Source organism: Acinetobacter sp. S40, from assembly GCF_016624705.1.
Taxonomy (GTDB): Bacteria; Pseudomonadota; Gammaproteobacteria; order Pseudomonadales; family Moraxellaceae; genus Acinetobacter.
The window spans coordinates 64,004-84,128 of the sequence record NZ_JACVTU010000003.1 but is presented as its reverse complement, the minus strand read 5'-3'; the positions used below and the strand labels follow the sequence as shown (position 1 = coordinate 84,128).

16 protein-coding genes and 1 pseudogene are annotated in these 20,125 nt (G+C 41.2%); 6 read left to right on the top strand and 11 right to left on the bottom strand.

Annotation, left to right across the window (positions count from 1 at the left end):
* Positions 1-26: 26 nt before the first annotated feature.
* Complete coding sequence (locus IAE19_RS05455; RefSeq protein WP_200459929.1) at positions 27-593, bottom strand: nicotinate-nicotinamide nucleotide adenylyltransferase; 567 nt, start codon at positions 591-593, stop codon at positions 27-29.
* Positions 594-695: 102 nt separating this feature from the next.
* Here IAE19_RS05455 and IAE19_RS05450 point away from each other — a divergent pair, with 102 nt between their 5' ends.
* Both IAE19_RS05450 and IAE19_RS05445 read left to right on the top strand, forming a co-directional pair.
* Positions 696-1,496 (top strand): enoyl-CoA hydratase-related protein, encoded by an 801-nt coding sequence (locus tag IAE19_RS05450; protein WP_200459928.1) that lies wholly within the window; start codon positions 696-698, stop codon positions 1,494-1,496.
* 163 nt (positions 1,497-1,659) lie between these two features.
* Positions 1,660-2,445, top strand: coding sequence for a nitroreductase family protein (locus IAE19_RS05445; RefSeq protein WP_200459927.1), 786 nt, complete (start codon positions 1,660-1,662; stop codon positions 2,443-2,445).
* On the opposite strand, the gene IAE19_RS05440 is transcribed toward IAE19_RS05445, so the two are convergent.
* The 9 genes from IAE19_RS05440 to IAE19_RS05405 form a co-directional block, all read right to left on the bottom strand.
* A complete protein-coding gene (locus IAE19_RS05440) occupies positions 2,442-2,762 on the bottom strand; it encodes an NGG1p interacting factor NIF3 (protein ID WP_200459926.1) in 321 nt (106 codons plus the stop codon). The two genes, IAE19_RS05445 and IAE19_RS05440, sit on opposite strands and share 4 nt — an antisense overlap.
* Before the next feature lie 60 nt (positions 2,763-2,822).
* Complete coding sequence (locus tag IAE19_RS16710; protein WP_265092536.1) at positions 2,823-2,939, bottom strand: KGW motif small protein; 117 nt, start codon at positions 2,937-2,939, stop codon at positions 2,823-2,825.
* 288 nt (positions 2,940-3,227) lie between these two features.
* A complete protein-coding gene (gene purL, locus IAE19_RS05435; RefSeq protein WP_200459925.1) occupies positions 3,228-7,064 on the bottom strand; it encodes a phosphoribosylformylglycinamidine synthase in 3,837 nt (1,278 codons plus the stop codon).
* A gap of 389 nt (positions 7,065-7,453) precedes the next feature.
* On the bottom strand, positions 7,454-9,397 hold the full coding sequence (locus IAE19_RS05430) for an acetyl/propionyl/methylcrotonyl-CoA carboxylase subunit alpha (RefSeq protein WP_200459924.1): 1,944 nt from the start codon (positions 9,395-9,397) through the stop codon (positions 7,454-7,456).
* On the bottom strand, positions 9,397-10,215 hold the full coding sequence (locus tag IAE19_RS05425) for an enoyl-CoA hydratase-related protein (RefSeq protein ID WP_200459923.1): 819 nt from the start codon (positions 10,213-10,215) through the stop codon (positions 9,397-9,399). The genes IAE19_RS05430 and IAE19_RS05425 overlap by 1 nt, the downstream gene beginning before the upstream one ends.
* 137 nt (positions 10,216-10,352) lie before the next feature.
* Positions 10,353-11,510, bottom strand: a complete 1,158-nt coding sequence (locus IAE19_RS05420; protein ID WP_200459922.1) for an acyl-CoA dehydrogenase family protein — start codon at positions 11,508-11,510, stop codon at positions 10,353-10,355.
* Positions 11,511-11,552: 42 nt separating this feature from the next.
* A complete protein-coding gene (locus IAE19_RS05415) occupies positions 11,553-13,166 on the bottom strand; it encodes an acyl-CoA carboxylase subunit beta (RefSeq protein ID WP_200459921.1) in 1,614 nt (537 codons plus the stop codon).
* A gap of 3 nt (positions 13,167-13,169) precedes the next feature.
* A complete protein-coding gene (locus IAE19_RS05410) occupies positions 13,170-14,072 on the bottom strand; it encodes an SDR family oxidoreductase (RefSeq protein WP_200459920.1) in 903 nt (300 codons plus the stop codon).
* Positions 14,073-14,087: 15 nt separating this feature from the next.
* The gene (locus IAE19_RS05405; protein ID WP_200459919.1) at positions 14,088-15,893 is read right to left on the bottom strand and encodes an acyclic terpene utilization AtuA family protein; all 1,806 of its coding nucleotides are present in this window, start codon (positions 15,891-15,893) and stop codon (positions 14,088-14,090) included.
* 194 nt (positions 15,894-16,087) lie between these two features.
* Here IAE19_RS05405 and IAE19_RS05400 point away from each other — a divergent pair, with 194 nt between their 5' ends.
* From IAE19_RS05400 to IAE19_RS05385, 4 genes and pseudogenes are all read left to right on the top strand, one after another.
* Positions 16,088-16,687 carry a TetR/AcrR family transcriptional regulator gene (locus tag IAE19_RS05400; protein ID WP_200459918.1) on the top strand — a complete coding sequence of 200 codons (600 nt, stop codon included), beginning with the start codon at positions 16,088-16,090 and terminating at the stop codon, positions 16,685-16,687.
* A pseudogene (locus IAE19_RS05395) lies at positions 16,684-16,915 on the top strand (RimJ/RimL family protein N-acetyltransferase); the annotation flags it as partial. The gene IAE19_RS05400 and the pseudogene IAE19_RS05395, both read left to right, overlap by 4 nt.
* Positions 16,916-17,021: 106 nt before the next feature.
* The gene (locus IAE19_RS05390; protein ID WP_200459917.1) at positions 17,022-17,639 is read left to right on the top strand and encodes a DUF6915 family protein; all 618 of its coding nucleotides are present in this window, start codon (positions 17,022-17,024) and stop codon (positions 17,637-17,639) included.
* A gap of 17 nt (positions 17,640-17,656) precedes the next feature.
* Positions 17,657-18,394 (top strand): hypothetical protein, encoded by a 738-nt coding sequence (locus IAE19_RS05385; RefSeq protein WP_200459916.1) that lies wholly within the window; start codon positions 17,657-17,659, stop codon positions 18,392-18,394.
* Positions 18,395-18,453: 59 nt separating this feature from the next.
* Here the strand turns inward: IAE19_RS05385 and IAE19_RS05380 are convergent, their stop codons facing one another.
* Positions 18,454-19,617, bottom strand: a complete 1,164-nt coding sequence (locus tag IAE19_RS05380) for an acyl-CoA dehydrogenase family protein (protein WP_200459915.1) — start codon at positions 19,615-19,617, stop codon at positions 18,454-18,456.
* Positions 19,618-20,125 lie beyond the last annotated feature (508 nt).

Below are 20,125 nucleotides of genomic sequence, written 5' to 3'. Positions count from 1 at the left end.
CTATTATTACTCAATTGACAGTCAGTTTATTCAAGATTGGAAGAATCCTCATTACGGTATTTGTTCTGCAATTGTTGATAAATAGGGGTCTTCTGAAACTCTTGTAAAAAATGTAAAGTTCCCTGTGGAAATGCCTGTTTCTGAATTTCGCCCCGGTAATAAGCTTCTCGTACTGGTGTTGCAGACATCGATTCCTTCAAGCTATCTAACTCAACCATAGTCCACTCTGGGAAAAGTTTTAAATAGTACGAAGACTCATCTTTAAAGTGTCCAATCAAACCAATTTTGGCATGAGAAGGCGTAATCTGCTTAACCAGCATTTTGACTTGATTAACCCATTTTTGGTCATTATAAACATCAACTACATGTACAAAATGAATCCGTTTTTGCTCATTTTCTGAAAAATTAGATAAAATCATTTCTTCACGTTCTACCGCCAAAAAAGGATTTTTAATATTGCGTTCAAGCTGTGCAGAACCCAAAGCCAATATAATGTTTTGGCTTTGTTGTAATGCAATTTCAACTGTTTGCATATGAGCCAGATGAAATGGCTGAAACCGACCAATAAAAACGAGATAATCAAATGTGTACATAAGCCAACTTAATTTTTTTATGAACTCACCAGTAGTCATTTACAATCAAATTTACGACATAATGGCAAACATAAACCCAAGATTGAAAGCAAGGATAGTACGATGACACTTCGCTGTATTCAACAACCTCATCAACATTTAAATGCAAAACTTGAAAATGGCATCCTGACATTAGCCATTAATCGTCCTGAAGCAAAAAATGCTTTATATGGTGAATTGTATTTATGGATTGCACAGGCACTTGATGACGCAGATCAATCTAATCAAGTTCGCGTCGTCGTTTTACGTGGCGCCGATGCAGATTTTTCGGCGGGTAATGACATGAAAGATTTCATGGGTTTTATTCAAAAACCACATGCAGGTAAAGCTGGGGATCAACCACCTTTTGTTTTGCTTAAATCCGCAGCCCAACTTTCTAAACCACTTATCGTTGCAATTAAAGGTGTTGCGATTGGTATTGGGGTAACTATTTTATTGCATGCTGATATTGTTTATGCAGATCAAACTGCTTTGTTCCAGATTCCGTTTGTAAGTTTGGGCTTATCTCCTGAAGGTGCTGCAAGTCGCTTACTCGTAAAGCAGGCAGGTTATCATCGTGCTGCAGAGCTTTTATTTACTGCAAAAAAATTCAACGCTGAAGTAGCTGAAAAAGCAGGTCTAGTTAATCAAATCAATGACGATGTTTACGGATTAGCTGAACAAACTGCTCAACAATTGGCTGCCCTGCCACTTGCGTCCATTAAACAGTCCAAAGCCTTGATGAAACAAGATTTGGCTGAAATTATACAGTGCGTCGATGATGAGGCTGAGATTTTTATGCAGCGGGTACGCTCACCGGAAATGAAAGAGGCTGTTCAAGCTTTTATGGAAAAACGCAAACCAGATTTTTCTCAGTTTGACTAAGAGTAAAAGGAATTAAAAGAGCTTCCTGAGAGTGAACTTCTGCGTCGCATCATTTAGTTGTGAGTCACAGCAAAAATCTCGGGAACTACACTTTTTTACTTGGATAGAATAATTGAGTGATATGCTCACTCATGATCATTAATCACTAAATATTTGAACAGCTATGGCAAATTCAGAAAAACTCCCTAAAAATACTCAACAAGGTTCTGATAAAAAACGTTATTTTGAACCTGCGCCGCAAGATATTGATGTTGAAAATTTTCGAAAAGTCATCGAAAGTCGTCGTTCAGTACGAAAATTTACTGAAAAACCAATTCCAGTTGAAACTCTTGATGCCTGTTTAGATTTAGCTTTGCTTGCGCCAAACTCATCTAATTTGCAGCCATGGACATTTTACGTTGTACAGCAACCCACAAAAAAGAAACAATTAGTTAAAGCCTGTTTGGGGCAATTAGCCGCAAAAACTGCGGCAGAACTCATTGTTTGTATCGCTCGTACAGATCGAGTTGATGAAATGGCAAAAAAGAATATTTCTGAGTTTCCATTTCCTGAAGCTCCTGAAACAGTTAAAAAGTATTACCGCTTTATCCCGTATAACTACAAAACTGGTTATTTAAATGCATTAGGCAACTTTAAAAAAGTTGCCTTTAAAGTGGCAAGAAGTTTAGACAAACAGCTGCCTGTGACTGCATTTAACCCTGCTGACGCCAAACTTTGGGCAACCAAAAGTACAGCCCTAGCGTGCGAAAATCTAGTGCTTGCATTGCGTGCTTATGGTTTTGACAGTTGCATGATGGAAGGTTTTGATGAACCCATGGTACGTAAAATTTTAAAGCTCAATGATCAACAATTTCCTGTTATGGTGATTGGTGCCGGTGAACGTGCTGAAGATGGCGTCTTCTTCCCACAATATCGTTTTGACCGCGATTTATTTATTCAAAAAGTTTAAATTTCCTGAATATCGACTATCTGAATAAATTCAAAGGCAGGCTCCTCATAAGGGTGGCTTGCCTTTAATGCTTTTGCGACAGCGCTGGCATGTTGCTCTGAAACAATCGTCTCGACGCGCCATTCCTCAAGCCGTTCCAGTTCATTCAGGTTTCCTAAAAATGGATTGGCTCCTTGAACAGGTTTGAACTGGCCGATGCCCTTCACTTGCCATGCACAATGTTGATAATTGCCAATGCCACCTGCCTCAGCTGCAAAAATAGCTTGTTTGGTTGATTCCAGATGAGATTCTGGCACATAGTAAATGAGCTTAAGCATACTTAATTTGTTGTTAAAAACATGTCATGATTTTAACCAATTCGTTGCAGGATTTAAGCGTTATGATTGTAAAACAATATAATTTCCTAAAATCCATAGCAATTCAGCGGTAATCACTGCACCAAACCACATCCAGCCTTTACGTTTTCGAGATATCATTTGTTTATTTTTTTCCATTGATATACTCCGACTTAATCTTAATTTTGTTATATGAAATAAAAGCAAAACTTATACCAACTCGAATTAATGTAAGTTTTAAAAATATTTCATTTAGGCTCACTTAATTAATAAATTCTGATTTTCAAATACCTTATGAATTAAGAGAAATGCGAAAGCCAATATTTCTAAAGTCTGCACTTTTGCCTTATGAGAATAGAGACAACTTTTTAATCATTATAAACTCAATAAAAAAACCATCTTCGATTGAATCAATCAAAGATGGTTAAATTTAGTGAACTGATCTTATTAACCAATAAACCTACGTGCATTACGGAACATGCGTAACCATGCACCATCCTCTGTCCAGTCTTCGGGTTTCCATGAATGCTGTAAAGCGCGGAAGTTACGCTCTGGATGCGGCATCATAATGGTGGCACGACCATCTGTAGATGTCACACCAGTAATTGCTTCTGGTGAACCATTTGGGTTCAATGGATAGTGCTGAGTCGGCTGCCCCAAACTGTCTACATAACGCAAGGTCACCTGATTATTGACATTTAAACTTGCCAAGTTTTCATTGTTCGCTACAACTCGCCCTTCACCATGTGCCACTGCAATCGGGAGAATAGAGCCCTGCATATCTTGCAGCAGTACAGACACGGACTTTTCTACGCGTACATTGACTGCACGTGCTTCAAAAACTTCAGAGACGTTACGATGGAAACGCGGCCAGTTTGCTGCACCTGGAATCAAGGGTGCAAGTTGTGACAACATCTGACAGCCATTACAAATCCCGAGACTAAACGTATTTTCACGGTTGAAGAAGCTTTCAAACTGATCGCGTAATTTTGGATTGAATAATACTGATTTTGCCCAGCCACCACCTGCACCAAGCACGTCGCCATAAGAGAACCCGCCACAAGCGACTAGACCTTCAAAATCCTGTAAATCAACGCGACCTGCCAGTAAGTCACTCATATGTACATCGACAGTATTGAAGCCAACCTTGTCAAATGCTGCTGCCATTTCTACATGACCATTAACACCCTGCTCACGCAAAATCACCATGTTGGGACGGCGTGTTGCAATGAATGGCGCTTCAACAGGTTCGTTTAGGTCGAAAGTTGCGTGTGCGATTAGACCTTTATGATTTTGATCCGCAATCAGAGCAAATTCCTGATCCGCAGTTTCTACGTTGTCACGTAAACGCTGAATCTGATGGGAAACTTCTGCCCATGCTTGTTGCAGTTTAGTACGTTCTAAACTTAGACCATTTACAGTGAGTTGATCAGTGTTATTCACACGTCCAACCCGTGTAATAGCATCTTTTAAGTTCGAGCTTTCAACTTCTGCTTGTAATGCATCCCAATCAGCAGTCTTAATCTGTAAAACTGCACCAATTTCTTCTGCAAACAGACTTTCAATACTTTGTGGCTCTAAAGCTACACCTAAACGTGATGCAAACATCATTTCAGCCACAGTAGCCAATAAACCACCATCACCAATGTCATGATAAGCCTGAACTAGACCACGATTGTTCCAGTCCTGTACTAGATTAAAGAAATCTTTTAAATCTTCAAAGCTATCTACGTCTGGAGTCACAGTCCCAATGGCTTTATAAACTTGTGTCAAAATTGATGCGCCAATACGGAATTGGCCTTTCGATAAATCAATCCGTACCAAGCATGAATCATCTAACTTTTTCAACTCAGGCGTTAAGGTTTTACGCACATCACTCACGGGAGCAAATGCAGTAATCACCCCAGACATAGGTGAAGTTACCGCTTTTTCGATACCCTCATCATTCCATGTGGTACGCATAGAAAGTGAGTCCTTACCCACTGGAATCGCAATTCCTAGTGCTGGACACATTTCCATACCAATGGCTTTAACACCCTCAAATAAGGCTTGATCTTCACCTTTTTGACCCGCGGCTGCCATCCAGTTTGCAGAAAGTTTGATATCTCCTAACTGCTCAATATTTGCAGAGGCAATATTGGTCAATGCTTCAGCAACAGCCAATCGTGCAGAAGCAGCAGGGTTTAACAGTGCAACTGGCGGACGTTCACCCATCGCCATTGCTTCACCTGTATAACCCTGTAAGCTAGTCGTGGTTACTGCGGCATCAGCTACAGGGACCTGCCAAGGTCCAACCATTTGATCACGAGCAACCATACCCGTAATTGAACGGTCGCCAATGGTAATCAGGAATGATTTAGATGCTACCGTTGGATTCTTCAAAACACGGGAAATCGCATCGTTTAGATCAATTTTTGAGGTATCAAACTCAGTGCCCTGACGTTCAATTGTTTCATATGAACGTTGCATACGTGGTGTTCCACCAAGCATGACCTGCATTGGAATATCAACTGCTTTATTGTCAAATAATGGATCTTCTACCGTTAAATGACGTGCTTCGGTAGCTTCACCCAATACAGCGAATGGGCAACGTTCACGTGCACAGATTTCTTCAAATAATTCTAATGATTCTGGGCGAATCGCTAAGACATAACGCTCTTGCGCTTCATTTGACCAAATTTCCATTGGGCTCATGCCACGTTCAAGCGATGGAATCTTACGCAGATTTAAAATTGCACCTAACTCGTGATCATTCACCAGTTCAGGCATGGCATTGGATAAACCGCCTGCGCCCACATCATGAATCGATACGACAGGATTAAAATCTTCCATACGCCAGCAAGTATCAATCACTTCCTGACAACGGCGTTCCATTTCAGGGTTTTCACGCTGTACTGAAGCAAAGTCAAGGTTTTCACCTATCGTACCGCTATCTACAGAAGATGCCGCACCACCGCCTAAACCGATTAGCATGGCTGGGCCACCCAGTACAATCAGTAAATCACCCGGTTGTATAGCATCCTTTTCAACGTGGTCAGGACGAATGTTTCCATAACCACCTGCTATCATAATTGGCTTATGGAAACCTTTGACTTCACCATTAACATTTTGTTCAAAGGTACGGAAATAACCGTTTAAATTAGGACGACCAAATTCGTTATTAAACGCTGCGCCACCCAATGGCCCTTCAATCATAATTTGCAATGGTGATGCCATACGTGAAGGTTTGCCGTAATTATCCTCCCAAGGCTGCTCAAAGCCAGGAATATTCAGGTTAGAAACGGTAAAGCCTGTTAAACCTGCTTTTGGTTTACCACCGCGACCGGTTGCCCCTTCATCACGGATTTCACCGCCCGAACCAGTTGCGGCACCCGCAAAAGGAGAAATTGCTGTCGGGTGGTTATGGGTTTCTACCTTCATTAAGATATGAGCAGCTTGGCTTTTATATTTATAAACAAAGTGACCCGTTTCATTATCTTTCTTAGGATAAAAACGCTGAGTGTCATAACCCACGATCACTGAAGCATTGTCTTTATATGCCGACAAAACTTCATTTGGTGATTCTTTATAAGTATTTTTAATCATCTGGAACAAAGATAATGGTTGTTTTTCACCATCAATTGTCCACTCTGATCCAAAGATTTTATGACGACAATGCTCAGAGTTAGCTTGAGCAAACATCATCAATTCGATATCGTTTGGATTACGTCCCAAGTCAGTAAACGCTTGGGTCAAATAATCAATTTCTTGTTCAGACAGCGCAAAACCAAATTCATTATTGGCTTTTACAAGTGCTGGTTTTCCCTCACCTAAAATATCAATCGAGTTTAAAGGTTTTGGTGCCGTTTCTAAAAATAAACGATGCGCATCTTCAATCTGGCTGAAAACTGTTTCAGTCATGCGGTCATGCAGAGCCTGTTTTACCTCATTGCTGAGTTCAGAAACACCTTTTAAAGTAAATAAAATACCGCGTTCCAGACGATGGATTGGAGTATTACAGTTTTTAAAGATATCCGTTGCTTTAGATGACCACGGTGAGATCGTTCCAATACGTGGGGTCACTAAGACTTGTATTTCATCATTGGCCACTTGGCGCAACTCAAATGACGACCCATCATTTAAAAGTTGCAATGCAGATTGATGCTGCTGCTCGTCGAGCGCTTGATCAAACAGGTAAACCCATTGGCTGTCAAAGGTTTGGACAGAACTGATTGAAGATAAACGTGTTAATAGTTGAGCTTTCTTGAATGAAGAATGTGCTGGTGCACCGGCCACGATAAACATGTTGATTTTGGCTCCACGGGCAAGTCTTTTGGACTTTACCGCAATGTGACTTTAGAGAGAGCGCATATTCTACTGTGAAAAGGCAAAATCAGCTAGATGGAGAACATGGATTTCTCTCATGTTATTCTATAATTAGCCCCACTTATATAGTGTTAACTAGCTTTATCACACCCAGTTCTTCTCTAAGGTGAGCAAAAATAGACCATTTTAGATGTGCGAAATTTCTTTTTTTAGATGTATCCAAATGTGACTTATTTCAGAAAATTAAAAATCTCAGCTTTTTACTGTGTTTTAAAGAAATACCACAAAACCCAAATCCCCAGAACCATTTTAAAATGACTTGTTCTGGGGATTTGTTTGTAATCATTAGGGATGTTTGAATGCCTTTTTTATAGCTGGATATTTAATAAATGCTGCCGTTTTTTCACCTGCTGTCCTACTTGCCCAATCAGTTGTTCAACCACACCATCGACATCTGACTTGATCTGTTGCTGAATCTTCATGGCTTCCAAAATTAATAGGGTCTGTCCTTTTACCACTTGATCACCAACATCGACTAGTAAATTGACAATTGCACCATCCATTGGCGCACGAATTTTTCCATCACCCAGTACTTCTGCTGCTTCTGGGGCTGCATAGGTCATATTTTCAATCAGTAAATTGCCATTGGCTGTATCTAAATAAAGCTGATTTTGATCAAGCACATAATTCAGCTTACGGCGCACTCCTTCCGCGCTATAAATGATCTGAGTAGGACTCATGTCTAAAACATGAATCGTAGATTGCTGATCACATAATTGAATTGTAATTTGCTGATGATTTCTTTCTACTTGTAGTGAAAATTGTTGATCTGCACATTTCAACTTTAATGGCAAAGGTATGGCAATACCTGTTTGCCATGCGCCTTTTGACGTTTTATGTTGTGCAAACAATGTTGCTGCAATCACCAAACTTTCAATTGCTGGAACTTGTGAATGTAAACTGACATCTTCCTGAAAGTGTTGCTGAATAAAAGCAGTATTGGTATCTCCAGCGACAATAATCGGATGACGCAATAAATTCACCAAAAACTGTTTATTACTATTTACACCAAGCAATACGCAATCATCCACCGCTCGCGCAAGTAGACGAATCGCATCCTGACGGGTTTTACCATAAGCAATTACTTTAGCAACCATTGGATCATAGAATGGACTAATTTCACCCTGTTCCAACATACCATGATCAATACGAACATTCGGTAACTCGGCAGGCTGCCAACGTAATACTTTGCCCGTTTGCGGCAAAAAATTCTGACGTGGATCTTCTGCATATAAACGCACTTCAATCGCATGTCCATTGAAAGTCAGCTGGTGCTGCTCTAAGGGTAAAATCTCACCATTTGCTACTCGTAATTGCCACTCAACTAGATCAAGTCCTGTAATCATTTCAGTGACAGGATGCTCAACTTGCAAACGGGTATTCATTTCAAGGAAATAAAATGCTCCAGATTGATCCAGCAAAAATTCAACCGTTCCCGCACCAACATAATCACAAGCTTGAGCTGCTGCAACGGCCGCCTCACCCATTTTTTTCCGTAATTCTGGTGTCATTACAGGGCATGGCGCTTCTTCCACCACTTTTTGGTGACGACGTTGAATCGAACAATCTCGTTCAAATAAATAAACATAATGACCGTGAGTATCACCAAATATTTGGATTTCTACGTGACGAGGCGCGATTACCGCTTTTTCAATAATGAGCTCACCCGAACCAAACGCATTTTCTGCTTCTGAACGTGCAGTTTCTAGGGCTTCTAGCAATTCAGATGGCTGATGCACCAAGCGCATGCCACGTCCACCACCTCCAGCAGATGCCTTAACCATCAAAGGAAAACCAATGTTCTTTGCTTGCTGAGCCAAATATTCAATATTTTGTTGATCACCTTCGTAGCCAGGTACACATGGTACGCCTGCTTTAATCATGGCAATTTTAGATAAGCGCTTACTGCCCATTAATTCAATTGCAGATGCAGTCGGCCCAATAAAAGTAATATTATGGTCCATACACGCTTGGGCAAATTCAGTATTTTCAGACAGAAAACCATATCCAGGATGAACTGCATCTGCACTGGTCTTTTTACATGCGTCAATAATATGAGGAATAGCTAAGTAAGATTCTGAAACTTTGGATGGCCCGATATATACTGCTTCATCGGCAACTTGAACATGACGCGCATTGGCATCAGCATCAGAATATACAGCAACAGTTTGGTAGCCCAGTGCTTTAGCCGTTTGCATCACTCGAACTGCTATTTCGCCACGATTTGCGACTAAAATTTTTGAAAATTTCATTATTCTTCAGCCCAATTTGGTAAACGTTTTTGGATAAATGCTAGTGTGCCTTCCTGACCTTCTATACCAGCAACCGCTTGAGCAAACTCTTGCGCAGCAGCATCAAGTAAAGAATCTAAAGGCTCATTTAAAGTCCGATGTAGCAATGCTTTGGTATTTCGAGATGCCAATGGTGCAGCACGTTTAATCTGTTGAATGGTTTCACTAAGTAATTGCTCAAGCTCAGTGTCATTACATACAACATCATGTATCACACCTAACTTCTGCGCAGTCTCAGCATTAAAACGTGAACCTAACAGCGCCAAACGACGAGCTTGAGTCAGTCCAATCCTTTTCACCACAAATGGTGCAATTTGAGCGGGCAATACCCCTAAACCTGTTTCTGGTAAGCCGAACTGAGCGTTATCACAGCTGATCGCAACGTCAGAAACACAGGCCAAACCAAAACCTCCTCCCAACACCGCGCCCTCTAAAATCACGACAACGGTTTGCGGAGCTTGATCAACCTGTTCAATCATGGCACCAAATCGGCGGTTAAAATCAACATAAGGTTGTAGGCTGCCTGTATGGGTAGCGGCTACCCGCAATGCTGCCATATCCTTAATATCTCCCCCCGCACAGAAATGCCCCCCTTTTCCACGTAGGATTACAGCACGGATTGAAGTATCCTCAGCAATATGAGTAAAGACCTGTTGAATGGCATTGACCATGTTGAGACTCATGGCATTACGACTTTCAGGTCGATTTAGCCAGATAGTCAAAATACTGCCCTGTTGTTCTAGTTGAATGCTGTCATCTATTTTTAAATCATCTAACACAATTCTTATCCTTATCGTCAAACCAAGAAAAATGTATAACAGGCAGCTCTTGCAAGGTACAAATTGGTAAAAAGTGCCAAATATTCAATATATCCAAGCATTTTTCAGCAGTTTTCCACGAAGCAGGAGCCACTAAGCTAGTTTTTCTTTTTAGGCAGGATATCCATAAGCTTACAGATGATGCCTAACATGATTTCATCTGCACCACCACCAATCGAACCTAAACGACCATCGCGATAGAGCTGAGAAGCTGGGTTATCCCACATAAAGCCATTGCCACCCCAATATTGTAGACAGCTATCTGCTACTTCACGGGTTAAACGTCCTGCTTTGAGTTTTGCCATAGAGGCCATCATAGTGACATTTTCACCCGCTATATGCTGCTCACAGGCTTGATAAGTCAATGCTTTTAGAGCCTCAACTTCGGTCATCAATTCAGCGAAACGGAAATGTATATATTGGTTATTAATGAGTGGCTGTCCAAAGGTGGTACGCTCTTTAGTGTAGTCAATGGTTTGTTTAATCACATTTTCCAAACCACCAATTGCATTGGCACAGGCCCACATTCGTTCTTCCTGAAACTGCATCATTTGCATCATAAAGCCCATCCCCTCCACTCCGACTAGATTACGCTGTGGTACACGAACATGGTCAAAGTAGACTTGAGCGGTTGTAGTTGAACGCATTCCCAATTTATTAAGTGGTGCTGAAAAGCTAATCCCTGCGATTTTTGCTGGGACAATAATCATGGATTTATTAACATGCGGTTTATCATCGGACGTATTGGCAAGTAGGCAGAAAAAATCTGCTTGTAGTGAGTTGGTAATCCACATCTTGCTGCCATTAATGACATAATCATCGCCCTCTTTTTTGGCTGTAGTTTTGATTGCTGCCACATCTGAACCTGCATGAACTTCTGACACTGCAATTGACGCGACATATTCACCACGAATCGCAGGATTCAAAAATTCATCCCGAAGTTCTTTACTGCCAAAACGAGCAAGTGCTGGTGTGGCCATATCCGTCTGTACCCCAATTGCCAAGGGTACACCGCCACAAGCTGCACGCCCCAGTTCTTCTGCTACTACAAGGTTATACGAGTAATCTAAGCCCAGCCCCCCGTTTTCTTCTGGTTTACAAATTCCAAGTAAGCCCAAATCTGCCATTTTTTTAAAGACATCATGAATTGGGAAACGCCCTGTTTCTTCCCATTCAGGAATAAATGGATTAAGTTCATTTTCTACAAACTGACGTGCGGTACGACGTAAAGCTTCATGCTCTGCGGTAAATTTCATAGTGTTGTCCTAAGTATTTTTATTGCCTAAATTTTGTTTAAATTAGAAACGTGAAACACCAAAGCGTGTAGGATTTAACTTTCGATGCTGTGCTTCATCAATAGTCTGCAATAAGAAAATCAATAGTTTACGAGTATCTCTTGGGTCGATAATGCCATCATCATGCAACATGGCTGTGTTAAATAGGGCTGTAGATTGTTGTTCTAGTTTCACTGAAGTACTTTGTTCAAGAAAATCTAGCATTTGCGGATTTGGCTCCATACCAGAGGCTTTTTGTTTACCCTCAGCCACAATCCGTAAAACCTTACCTGCCTGTGCTGCGCCCATTACTGCGACATGAGAATTTGGCCATGCAAAGATAAACTGTGGAGACAAACTACGTCCGCACATGGCATAGTTACCCGCCCCGTAAGAACCTGCCACCACGATTGAGATTTTTGGCACCGTTGTATTCGCCACTGCCTGAATCAGTTTGGAACCATGTTTGATAATGCCATTCTGCTCTGCATCCGTTCCCACCATAAAGCCTGTGGTGTTGTGCAGAAATAAGAGTGGACGCTGAGTTTGCTCACACAAATGAATAAACTGTGCAGCTTTAACCGCACCTTGCGGCGTAATGGGACCATTATTGGTAATGATGCCCACATGCAGACCACCCATTTTGGCCCAGCCGCAGACCGTCAAAGCATCATATTCCTGTTTAAATTCCAGAAAATCTGAATCATCAATTATCCGTGCAACGATCTCTTTCATATCAAAAGGTTGCTTGGGATCCTGAGGAATAATCCCTAATAACTCCTCTGCAGCATAACGCGGTTCTTTATAATTCTGATTGGATTGCTCAGTTTGTTCTTTCCAGTTGAGGTGCTCAAAAATCTCACGTGCCAGACGAATACCATCTGCGTCATTTTCAGCTAGATATTCCGCGACACCTGAGGTTTGAGTATGCATTTCCGCACCGCCCAATTCCTCCGCAGTCGCCACTTCACCTGTCGCAGCCAATAATAATGGTGGGCCTGCCAATAGCATTTCAGTCTGTTTACGTACTGCAATCACATAATCAGATAAACCAGGTTGATAAGCTCCACCAGCGGTGGCATTACCATGCACCACTGCAACTTGTGGAATCCCTGCCGCTGACATTTGCGCTTGATTGGCAAAAGTCATGCCACCATACGTAAATACTTCAGCCGCATAGTTCAGGTTAGCACCGCCACTTTCAGTCAATGTAACCATCGGCAATTTTTGTTCTAATGCGATTTTTTGCAGACGTAAAGTTTTATGAACACCCATCGGTGACATGGTGCCACCTTTGATCGCGCTGTTACTGGCAGAAACCAGCGCACGGACTCCACTGACAAAACCAATCCCCGCAATAATACCCCCGCCAGCTTCAGACCCATCCTTATCATCATGCATGTTATAGCCAACTAGCCCGCATAATTCTATAAAAGGCGAATCCGCATCTAACAATAGACGAATGCGTTCATGTGGCAAGATTTTGCCTTTCTTATCAAACTTGGGTTTTGCCGCATAGGACTTATCAATACTTTTTTGCTGAACAGCACGAACTTCAGCGAGTTGTGCCAACAATGCCTCTTTGTTTTGCAGGTATTGTTCATTCCCTACTACAATTTCAGATTGAAGAATAGTCATGGCTTAATCCTTGCTTTCGTCTGGTGCGGCTTTTTCAATCTGATCTTTTAATACATCAGGAATAAAAGCACGGTGAAAACCATTAAAAGACTGGCTATTGGTCGCATCAGCCAATGGATACATTCGCGTTCCTTGTGAAGCTGCACCATCAATTCTTAAAGTCACACCTGAAACAAAAGCGGCAGCATCTGAAAGCAAATAGCAAATAGCGGAGGAGATTTCGGACTCGGTGCCCATACGTTTTAAGGGGACATTACCCGCCAAACTTGGAATAATGACTTTGGCAAAATCACCACTATAGTTGTCCATGCCCGAAGAAATAATCCACCCCGGTGCAACTGCATTGACACGCACACCTGAATGCCCCCATTCCACCGATGCGGTTTTAGTCAAATTATCAACACCTGAACGTGCTGCACCTGAATGCCCCATACCCGGCATGCCACCCCACATATCTGCGGTCATGTTGACAATGCTGCCACCATGTTTTGCCATCCATTGATTATAAGCTTCACGCATCAGATAAAAGGTTGAATGCAAATTATTGCGTACCACTGCATCAAAACCATTGGTAGAAATATTTTCAAGCGCAGATGGGAATTGTCCACCCGCGTTATTCACTAATCCATCAAGTTTGCCAAATTTTTCAATAACTTCGGCAATCATGTTTTTAACTTGTTCTTCATCACGGTTGTCACAGACGATAAAATGAACTTTGCCACCATCTTCCAGAATTTCCTGACTGACTTTCTCTAATTTTTCAACTTTACGTCCCGTAATCACGACTTGCACACCCAAGGATGCCAATTCATGTGCAGTACAACGGCCGATACCAGAGCCACCGCCTGTCACGATAATCACTTTGTCAGCAAATGCATCTGCCCTGAAAATTGATTGATAACCCATGTTTATATCCCTTACTTATTTTTCTAACAGTTGTGCTGGTAACTTCACTGGCATATCCAATACTTGCTGTGCAAAGGCTTTACCTTGTGGATCGATCCGCAAGCTGGCAATACCGCCTCCGCCTAATGCATTTTCCAACATGAAATTCAGCGCATGCATTTCAGGCAATTCATAACGGATCACCTTGGATTTATCTGGGTCTAAAACATGCTGCATATAGCTAGCAACATTGGCTTCCGTCAGCGCTGCACGAATCCACGGTAAGTATTCGGTCTTACGCGCAATCACCCCAATATTGCTGTGATTGCCCTTATCTCCACTACGCGCGTGCGCTACCTCAATTAAAGGCACTTCAATCTCATCGCCTTGATAGGTGGCGATTTCACCGACGGGATGTAGCTCAACATCTAGTGCCTTTTGCCCAGTAGGAATCTGAACAGGATGACGCTGCCCCTCAAAATCGACTTCTACGTTTAATTGATCTTTATCAATCAAGAATGAAAATAATTTCACCACTGCTGAGGCTTTAGGGCGACCTCCGACAATCCCTGCCAATGCGGGCGCCATCCCTGTTGAAGCTTGAGCAATTTCAGAAGCAAAGAACATACAAGCTTCTTTAAACAGATGTTTGACCGCGATTTTGACCACCACTTCACGGCTATCTTTAATTCTTGAATGTGGACCATAGGTACTTTCAATTCCCAAGATTTCCACCGATTTTTCACTAAATGGTGGAACTGAACGCAACGCCAATACCCGTTCGCATTTACTCAGAATAGCATAGGCAATCGCTTGGGCTTTTTCTGGTGCTTCACGACCAGCAATTAAGAAACTGACTAAAACTCGGTAGCCATCGGCATAGGTAGCACTGACTTTATATTGCTGAGTCGGTGCACGACCTTTTGCACCTATCACTTTGACGCGATTTTCACCCACCTGTTCTAAATGGACTTGGCTAAAGTCTGCGATCACATCAGGTAAAAGGTAGGCTTGTGGATTGCCGATTTCATAAACGATTTGTTCGGCTACCGTCGCCGTTGAAACTAAACCACCTGTTCCTTGAGGCTTGGTTACGATGAAAGATGCATCCGCACTCACTTCCACAACGGGAAAGCCCATATTGTCAAAGCCCTGAACCAGACGCCAATCAGTAAAATTTCCACCGGTACATTGTGCGCCGCATTCAATCACATGCCCTGCCAATGAACCCTGTGCCAGCTTGTCATAGTCTTCAAGTGACCATTTATATTCGTGCAATAAAGGTGCGAGCACTACAGCCGAATCGACCACACGACCAGTAATCACAATATCCGCACCCAAATCCAAGGCATCACGGATCGCAACAGCACCGAGATAGGCATTACTACTGGCAACATGTGCAGGCAAGGCATCGCCGTTAAACATTTCCTGAATATTTTGCGTTAATAATTCCGTATGCTTTGGTAGTACATCATCCCCCAATACCACCGCGACTTTTAAATTCAGTCCCTTTTCATCAATGATTTTTTGTAACGCATCGCGACAAGCCAGTGGATTTACCCCGCCTGCATTACTAATCATTTTAATTTTTTTCTCAGCAATTTTATTGATCAATGGCGACATAACTCGACTGACAAAATCAAGTGCATAACCATGACTTGGTTCCATCATCATCGCTTTTGCCATGATCGACATGGTGATTTCTGAGAGATAATCAAAGACTAAATAATCAATATCACTCAGATGTACCAACTGAAAAGCAGCTGTATTAGTATCGCCCCAGAATCCTGATGCACAGCCGATTTTTACTATTTTTTGGTCATCCTGTTTGACACTCGTCATGCGCTTTCTCATTGTTCTTGCAAAAAACGCTTTAACATTACCAAGCAAGTGCTTGGTTTGTAAAGTGCATAATGCTATGCTGTATTGGCAAAAACAGTCAAATTCAAGCAAATGCTTGTTATAAAAAGATAAGACAATTCATAAAATGAATTTTGTTACAATACCTCTCAGATCAATAGGATAGACGGATAAGCATGATCGCAACTTCAATTGAGCAAATACCCAAAATTGTTTGTTTTGATGACAGTCCACGTGGGCGTTTATTGCAAGGTGCCGCCTATCTATTTTATAAGCAGGGTTATGACAAAACTACGGTTCGTCAACTTGGTGAATTCATTGGGATTCAATCTGGAAGTTTGTTTCATCATTTTAAAAGCAAAGATGACATTCTAGCCACGGTAATGGAACAAACCATTATTTATAACTTTGCACGTTTAAAAGAAGCGGCTGAACGCTCAGCTGATCCTGAACAGCAGTTACGCCATCTCATTAAAGCTGAATTAGTTTCAATTACAGGTGATACAGGTGCAGCAATGGCTGTTCTAGTACATGAATGGGCGGCACTTTCTAAAGAAAAACAAGCATACATACTTAAAATGCGTAATGAATATGAGCAAGTTTGGCTAGATGTCATTGAAAAATTATGCGTTCAAGGCAAAGTTAAACATGATGCTTTTATCTGGCGTCGTTTAATGGGCGGGGCTATTTCGTGGACAGTAACGTGGTATAAACCTGAAGGAAAAATTAGTCTTGATGAACTCACCGAAATGGTTTTGGAAATGGCGGTGAAATGAGGCCAGTCTATTTGCGTAAGCCTCAACTCAGTGATTTAACGCAAATCAAACATGCTTACTCGAATATTATTCGTAGCTACTTCCATTCTGCCTATTTAGGTTATGAAACCTTTGATCCTTATACCAGTCATGGCCATTGCGGCAAGGACTGCAATTAGTTTTACACAAGTATTTCAAACTCTGAACTTGCATCGACTAGAAGCCAATATCCAACCAGACGATCTGCCCCTTTAAGCACGACACAGCTTATCGCTCACGTCTATTTATCTATATTCGTTGTATTAGAAAGCTGTTATTGTTATTAAACATCAAGCGATTATAAGAATTAGTAAAAATGAATCCAGTACAACATGCCAATATTTCGGTGAAACGTCGTGGGGGCGAGCTTGAAGATTATATTGATATTCATGCGCTAATCGACAGCACCAAAATGTTGTGTACCGACAATCGCCATCGTATCTTGCATACCTTTTGGGGTGTTCAAGAAGTGATTATTCCGATCTTTGGCCATCACTTCAAAAATAGTGCTGGGAATAGCATTGAAGTAAAAGACCTATGTGAAAAAGACCACCTATTGGTTGATTTTCATCACCGCTTTATTCCAACCATTGGCGATTTTGTTGCCGCGATGCAGGATATCCCTACAGATGGACTGGCGAAACGCCTAGAGAAATTCCACGCTGATGTGATTGATGACCCAAAGCTATCAGCAACTTTGCTCTCGCCGTTATCGGTGACAGGACAATTAAAGTCATTACTGATCACCCACAATAGTTGGTTTATCAATACCATTCTTCCGCTGATGGGAAAAGGTGAAGCCAAATTTATGGATTTTGATATTCGTCCTGATTTCTTTTTCAATCCTATGCGTTTTGAACTCTGGATGGACAATGGCATGGCTGTGCCACCTAGTGCAGCAAAATTGCAAGAATTAAAAACTAAAATTGCTTAACTTAAGGGGAAATAAAAATGAGTAATATCCAATACGTGATTCGTCAAAATGACTTTGCTTACAATGACGAATGGCATCTGACCAACTGCGTTTCAACTGGGGCAATCAAACAGATTTATACAGATAAAGCTGAGGCGGAAAAGGCATATAAAACCCTAGTCGTTGAAGGCTTATATTATGATGAGCTTTGTAACTATGATATCGGCAATGGCGAAGTAGATGATGAAATCTACGAGAAACTTGAAGCTTTAGTATTAGAAAAAACAGGCAAAAAATTTGATATCGAAGATGGTGAAATTCCAAAGCTCAATGAAGATGATGCTTTCGAATTTGCCAAAATTTCGGGTATTGTCTGGTATCAACTCATAGAAGTCGATGCGACACAACCTTGCTATGTCCTCTGGATTAATTCAGAAGAAGACTATTTTTCTGGCTATGAAACTGGCAGCATTATTTCGAGCCAAGATGAAAACTTTAGTGATGTTACGTGGGAATCCAATATTTATGCGATGGACTATGAGTTTGAAGCCTTGATGGACAAGCCACTTGCTGACTTAAGTGATAGTCCATTGCTATTCAAACAATTTATCGAGCAGACTTCAGATATTCGCTATGATTCTGAAAAAGATAGCATCGAAGGTATTGCACTAGACAGCATAAAATTTATTGATATCAAAGCACTGAATTCATTTCTAAAACAACCCATCTTTGAAATCCGTCAAATTTCTTTAGAAGAATTAGCTGAACTAGAATAAATTTCAAAATGAAAAAGTGCGGTGTTTTAACCGCACTTTTAATGAGCTAGCAAATAAGTTTAATACCCCAATTGCTTACTAATTAGGTCCTTCATAATCTCTTCTGCACCGCCACCAATCATATTCACCTTCACTTCACGATAAATACGTTCGGATTTAGTACCACGCATAAAGCCCATACCCCCAAGCGTCTGCACTGCAGCATCTGCACAGAATTGCATGGTTTGAGTAGCAACATTCTTAAGCATACAAATCTGGGCAATCAGTTCACTGCCCTGCAATTCTGGCTTACCCAAGCGATAAGCAATATCCTCCAATAAAGCACGCGTTGCAGTCAATCGAGTTGCCATATCCACCAACTTATGACGCATGACTTGATGATCAACCAAACGCTTGCCAAAGGTTTGACGCTGCCGAGCCCAATCCAGCGCCTCTTCATAGCAAGTCAAAGCAAAGCCATAACTACTTGCTGCAAGGAAAAAACGCTCCATATTAAAGTTATTCATAATCACCAAAAAGCCCATATTTTCAGGGCCTAATAAATGGCTGGCTGGCACTTTGACGTTGTCAAAATGCAAATGTGCCGTATCTGAAGCCCACCAACCCATTTTATCCAGTTTAGTTTTACTAATCCCGTCACTGTGTGCGTCAATTAAAAGCATTGAAATACCATTTGCGCCTTTCGCATTCGGATCGGTACGAACCGCAACTGAATAATAATCAGCCCGCATTCCTGAAGTGATAAACGTCTTTTCACCACTTACCAGAAAATACTCTCCCTCGCGCACAGCTTTTGTTTTAAGAGCGGCCACATCCGAGCCACCACCGGGTTCAGTAATGGCTAATGCAGAGATCTTTTCACCTGATAAAATTTGCGGGAGGACTTGAGCTTTGACTTCTTCGTTTGCAAAATGCTGGATCGGTGGCGCGCCAATCGTATGTGAAAGTAAGGACGCAGCTAAACCACCCGAGGCACATTTTGCCAGCTCAATCGAAGCTAACAACGTATAAAATGCATCTGTTCCTGCAACTCCACCATATTGTTCTTCAAAACCGAGCCCCAATAAACCAATATCAGCTGCTTTTTTATAAAGTTCTCGCGGAAAGGTTTCGCTCTCATCCCATTCATTAATAAAGGGTGAAATCTCTTTTTCCACAAAGCGTCTAATACTCTTGGCAAATTCAAGATGCTGCTCATTATAGTACACAGGATTAAGATGCATATTCTGCTTCCTAGCAATTAGTGGTCATTGTTTTTCAAATGTTGAATGAACACTAAAGTAGCAAACCCATAAAAACCAAGCAAGCGCTTGGCAAAATTAAAATTTAAATAAATGCTTAAAATGATCTTAGAACAAACGACTGTATGTTTAAGCGACCATAAAATTCAGGCCTAACCGAATATGATTGAATACCAGTCTTCTCGTGCATGTTTTATGGTATTTTCATTCAGTGATATGTTTTTAAATCAAAATATTCAATGGACTGTAGTTATTGAGATTGCTCTTTAGTCAGTAGTTTGCCAGCTCTGACTCCATCATTGATCAGTCGATAAAGCATTCTCGTGAATAAGAATATTGAATTGATTAAATTAATTAATAAAAGCCAATTAAAGATTATTTATTCTTTTAAATTAAATGGTTATATAAGAATGCTGCAATTAGTTCATCTTAAACATACATGATATTTTTCTGCATTGACAAGTTCTCTGATATTGCATTTTTTACTTTA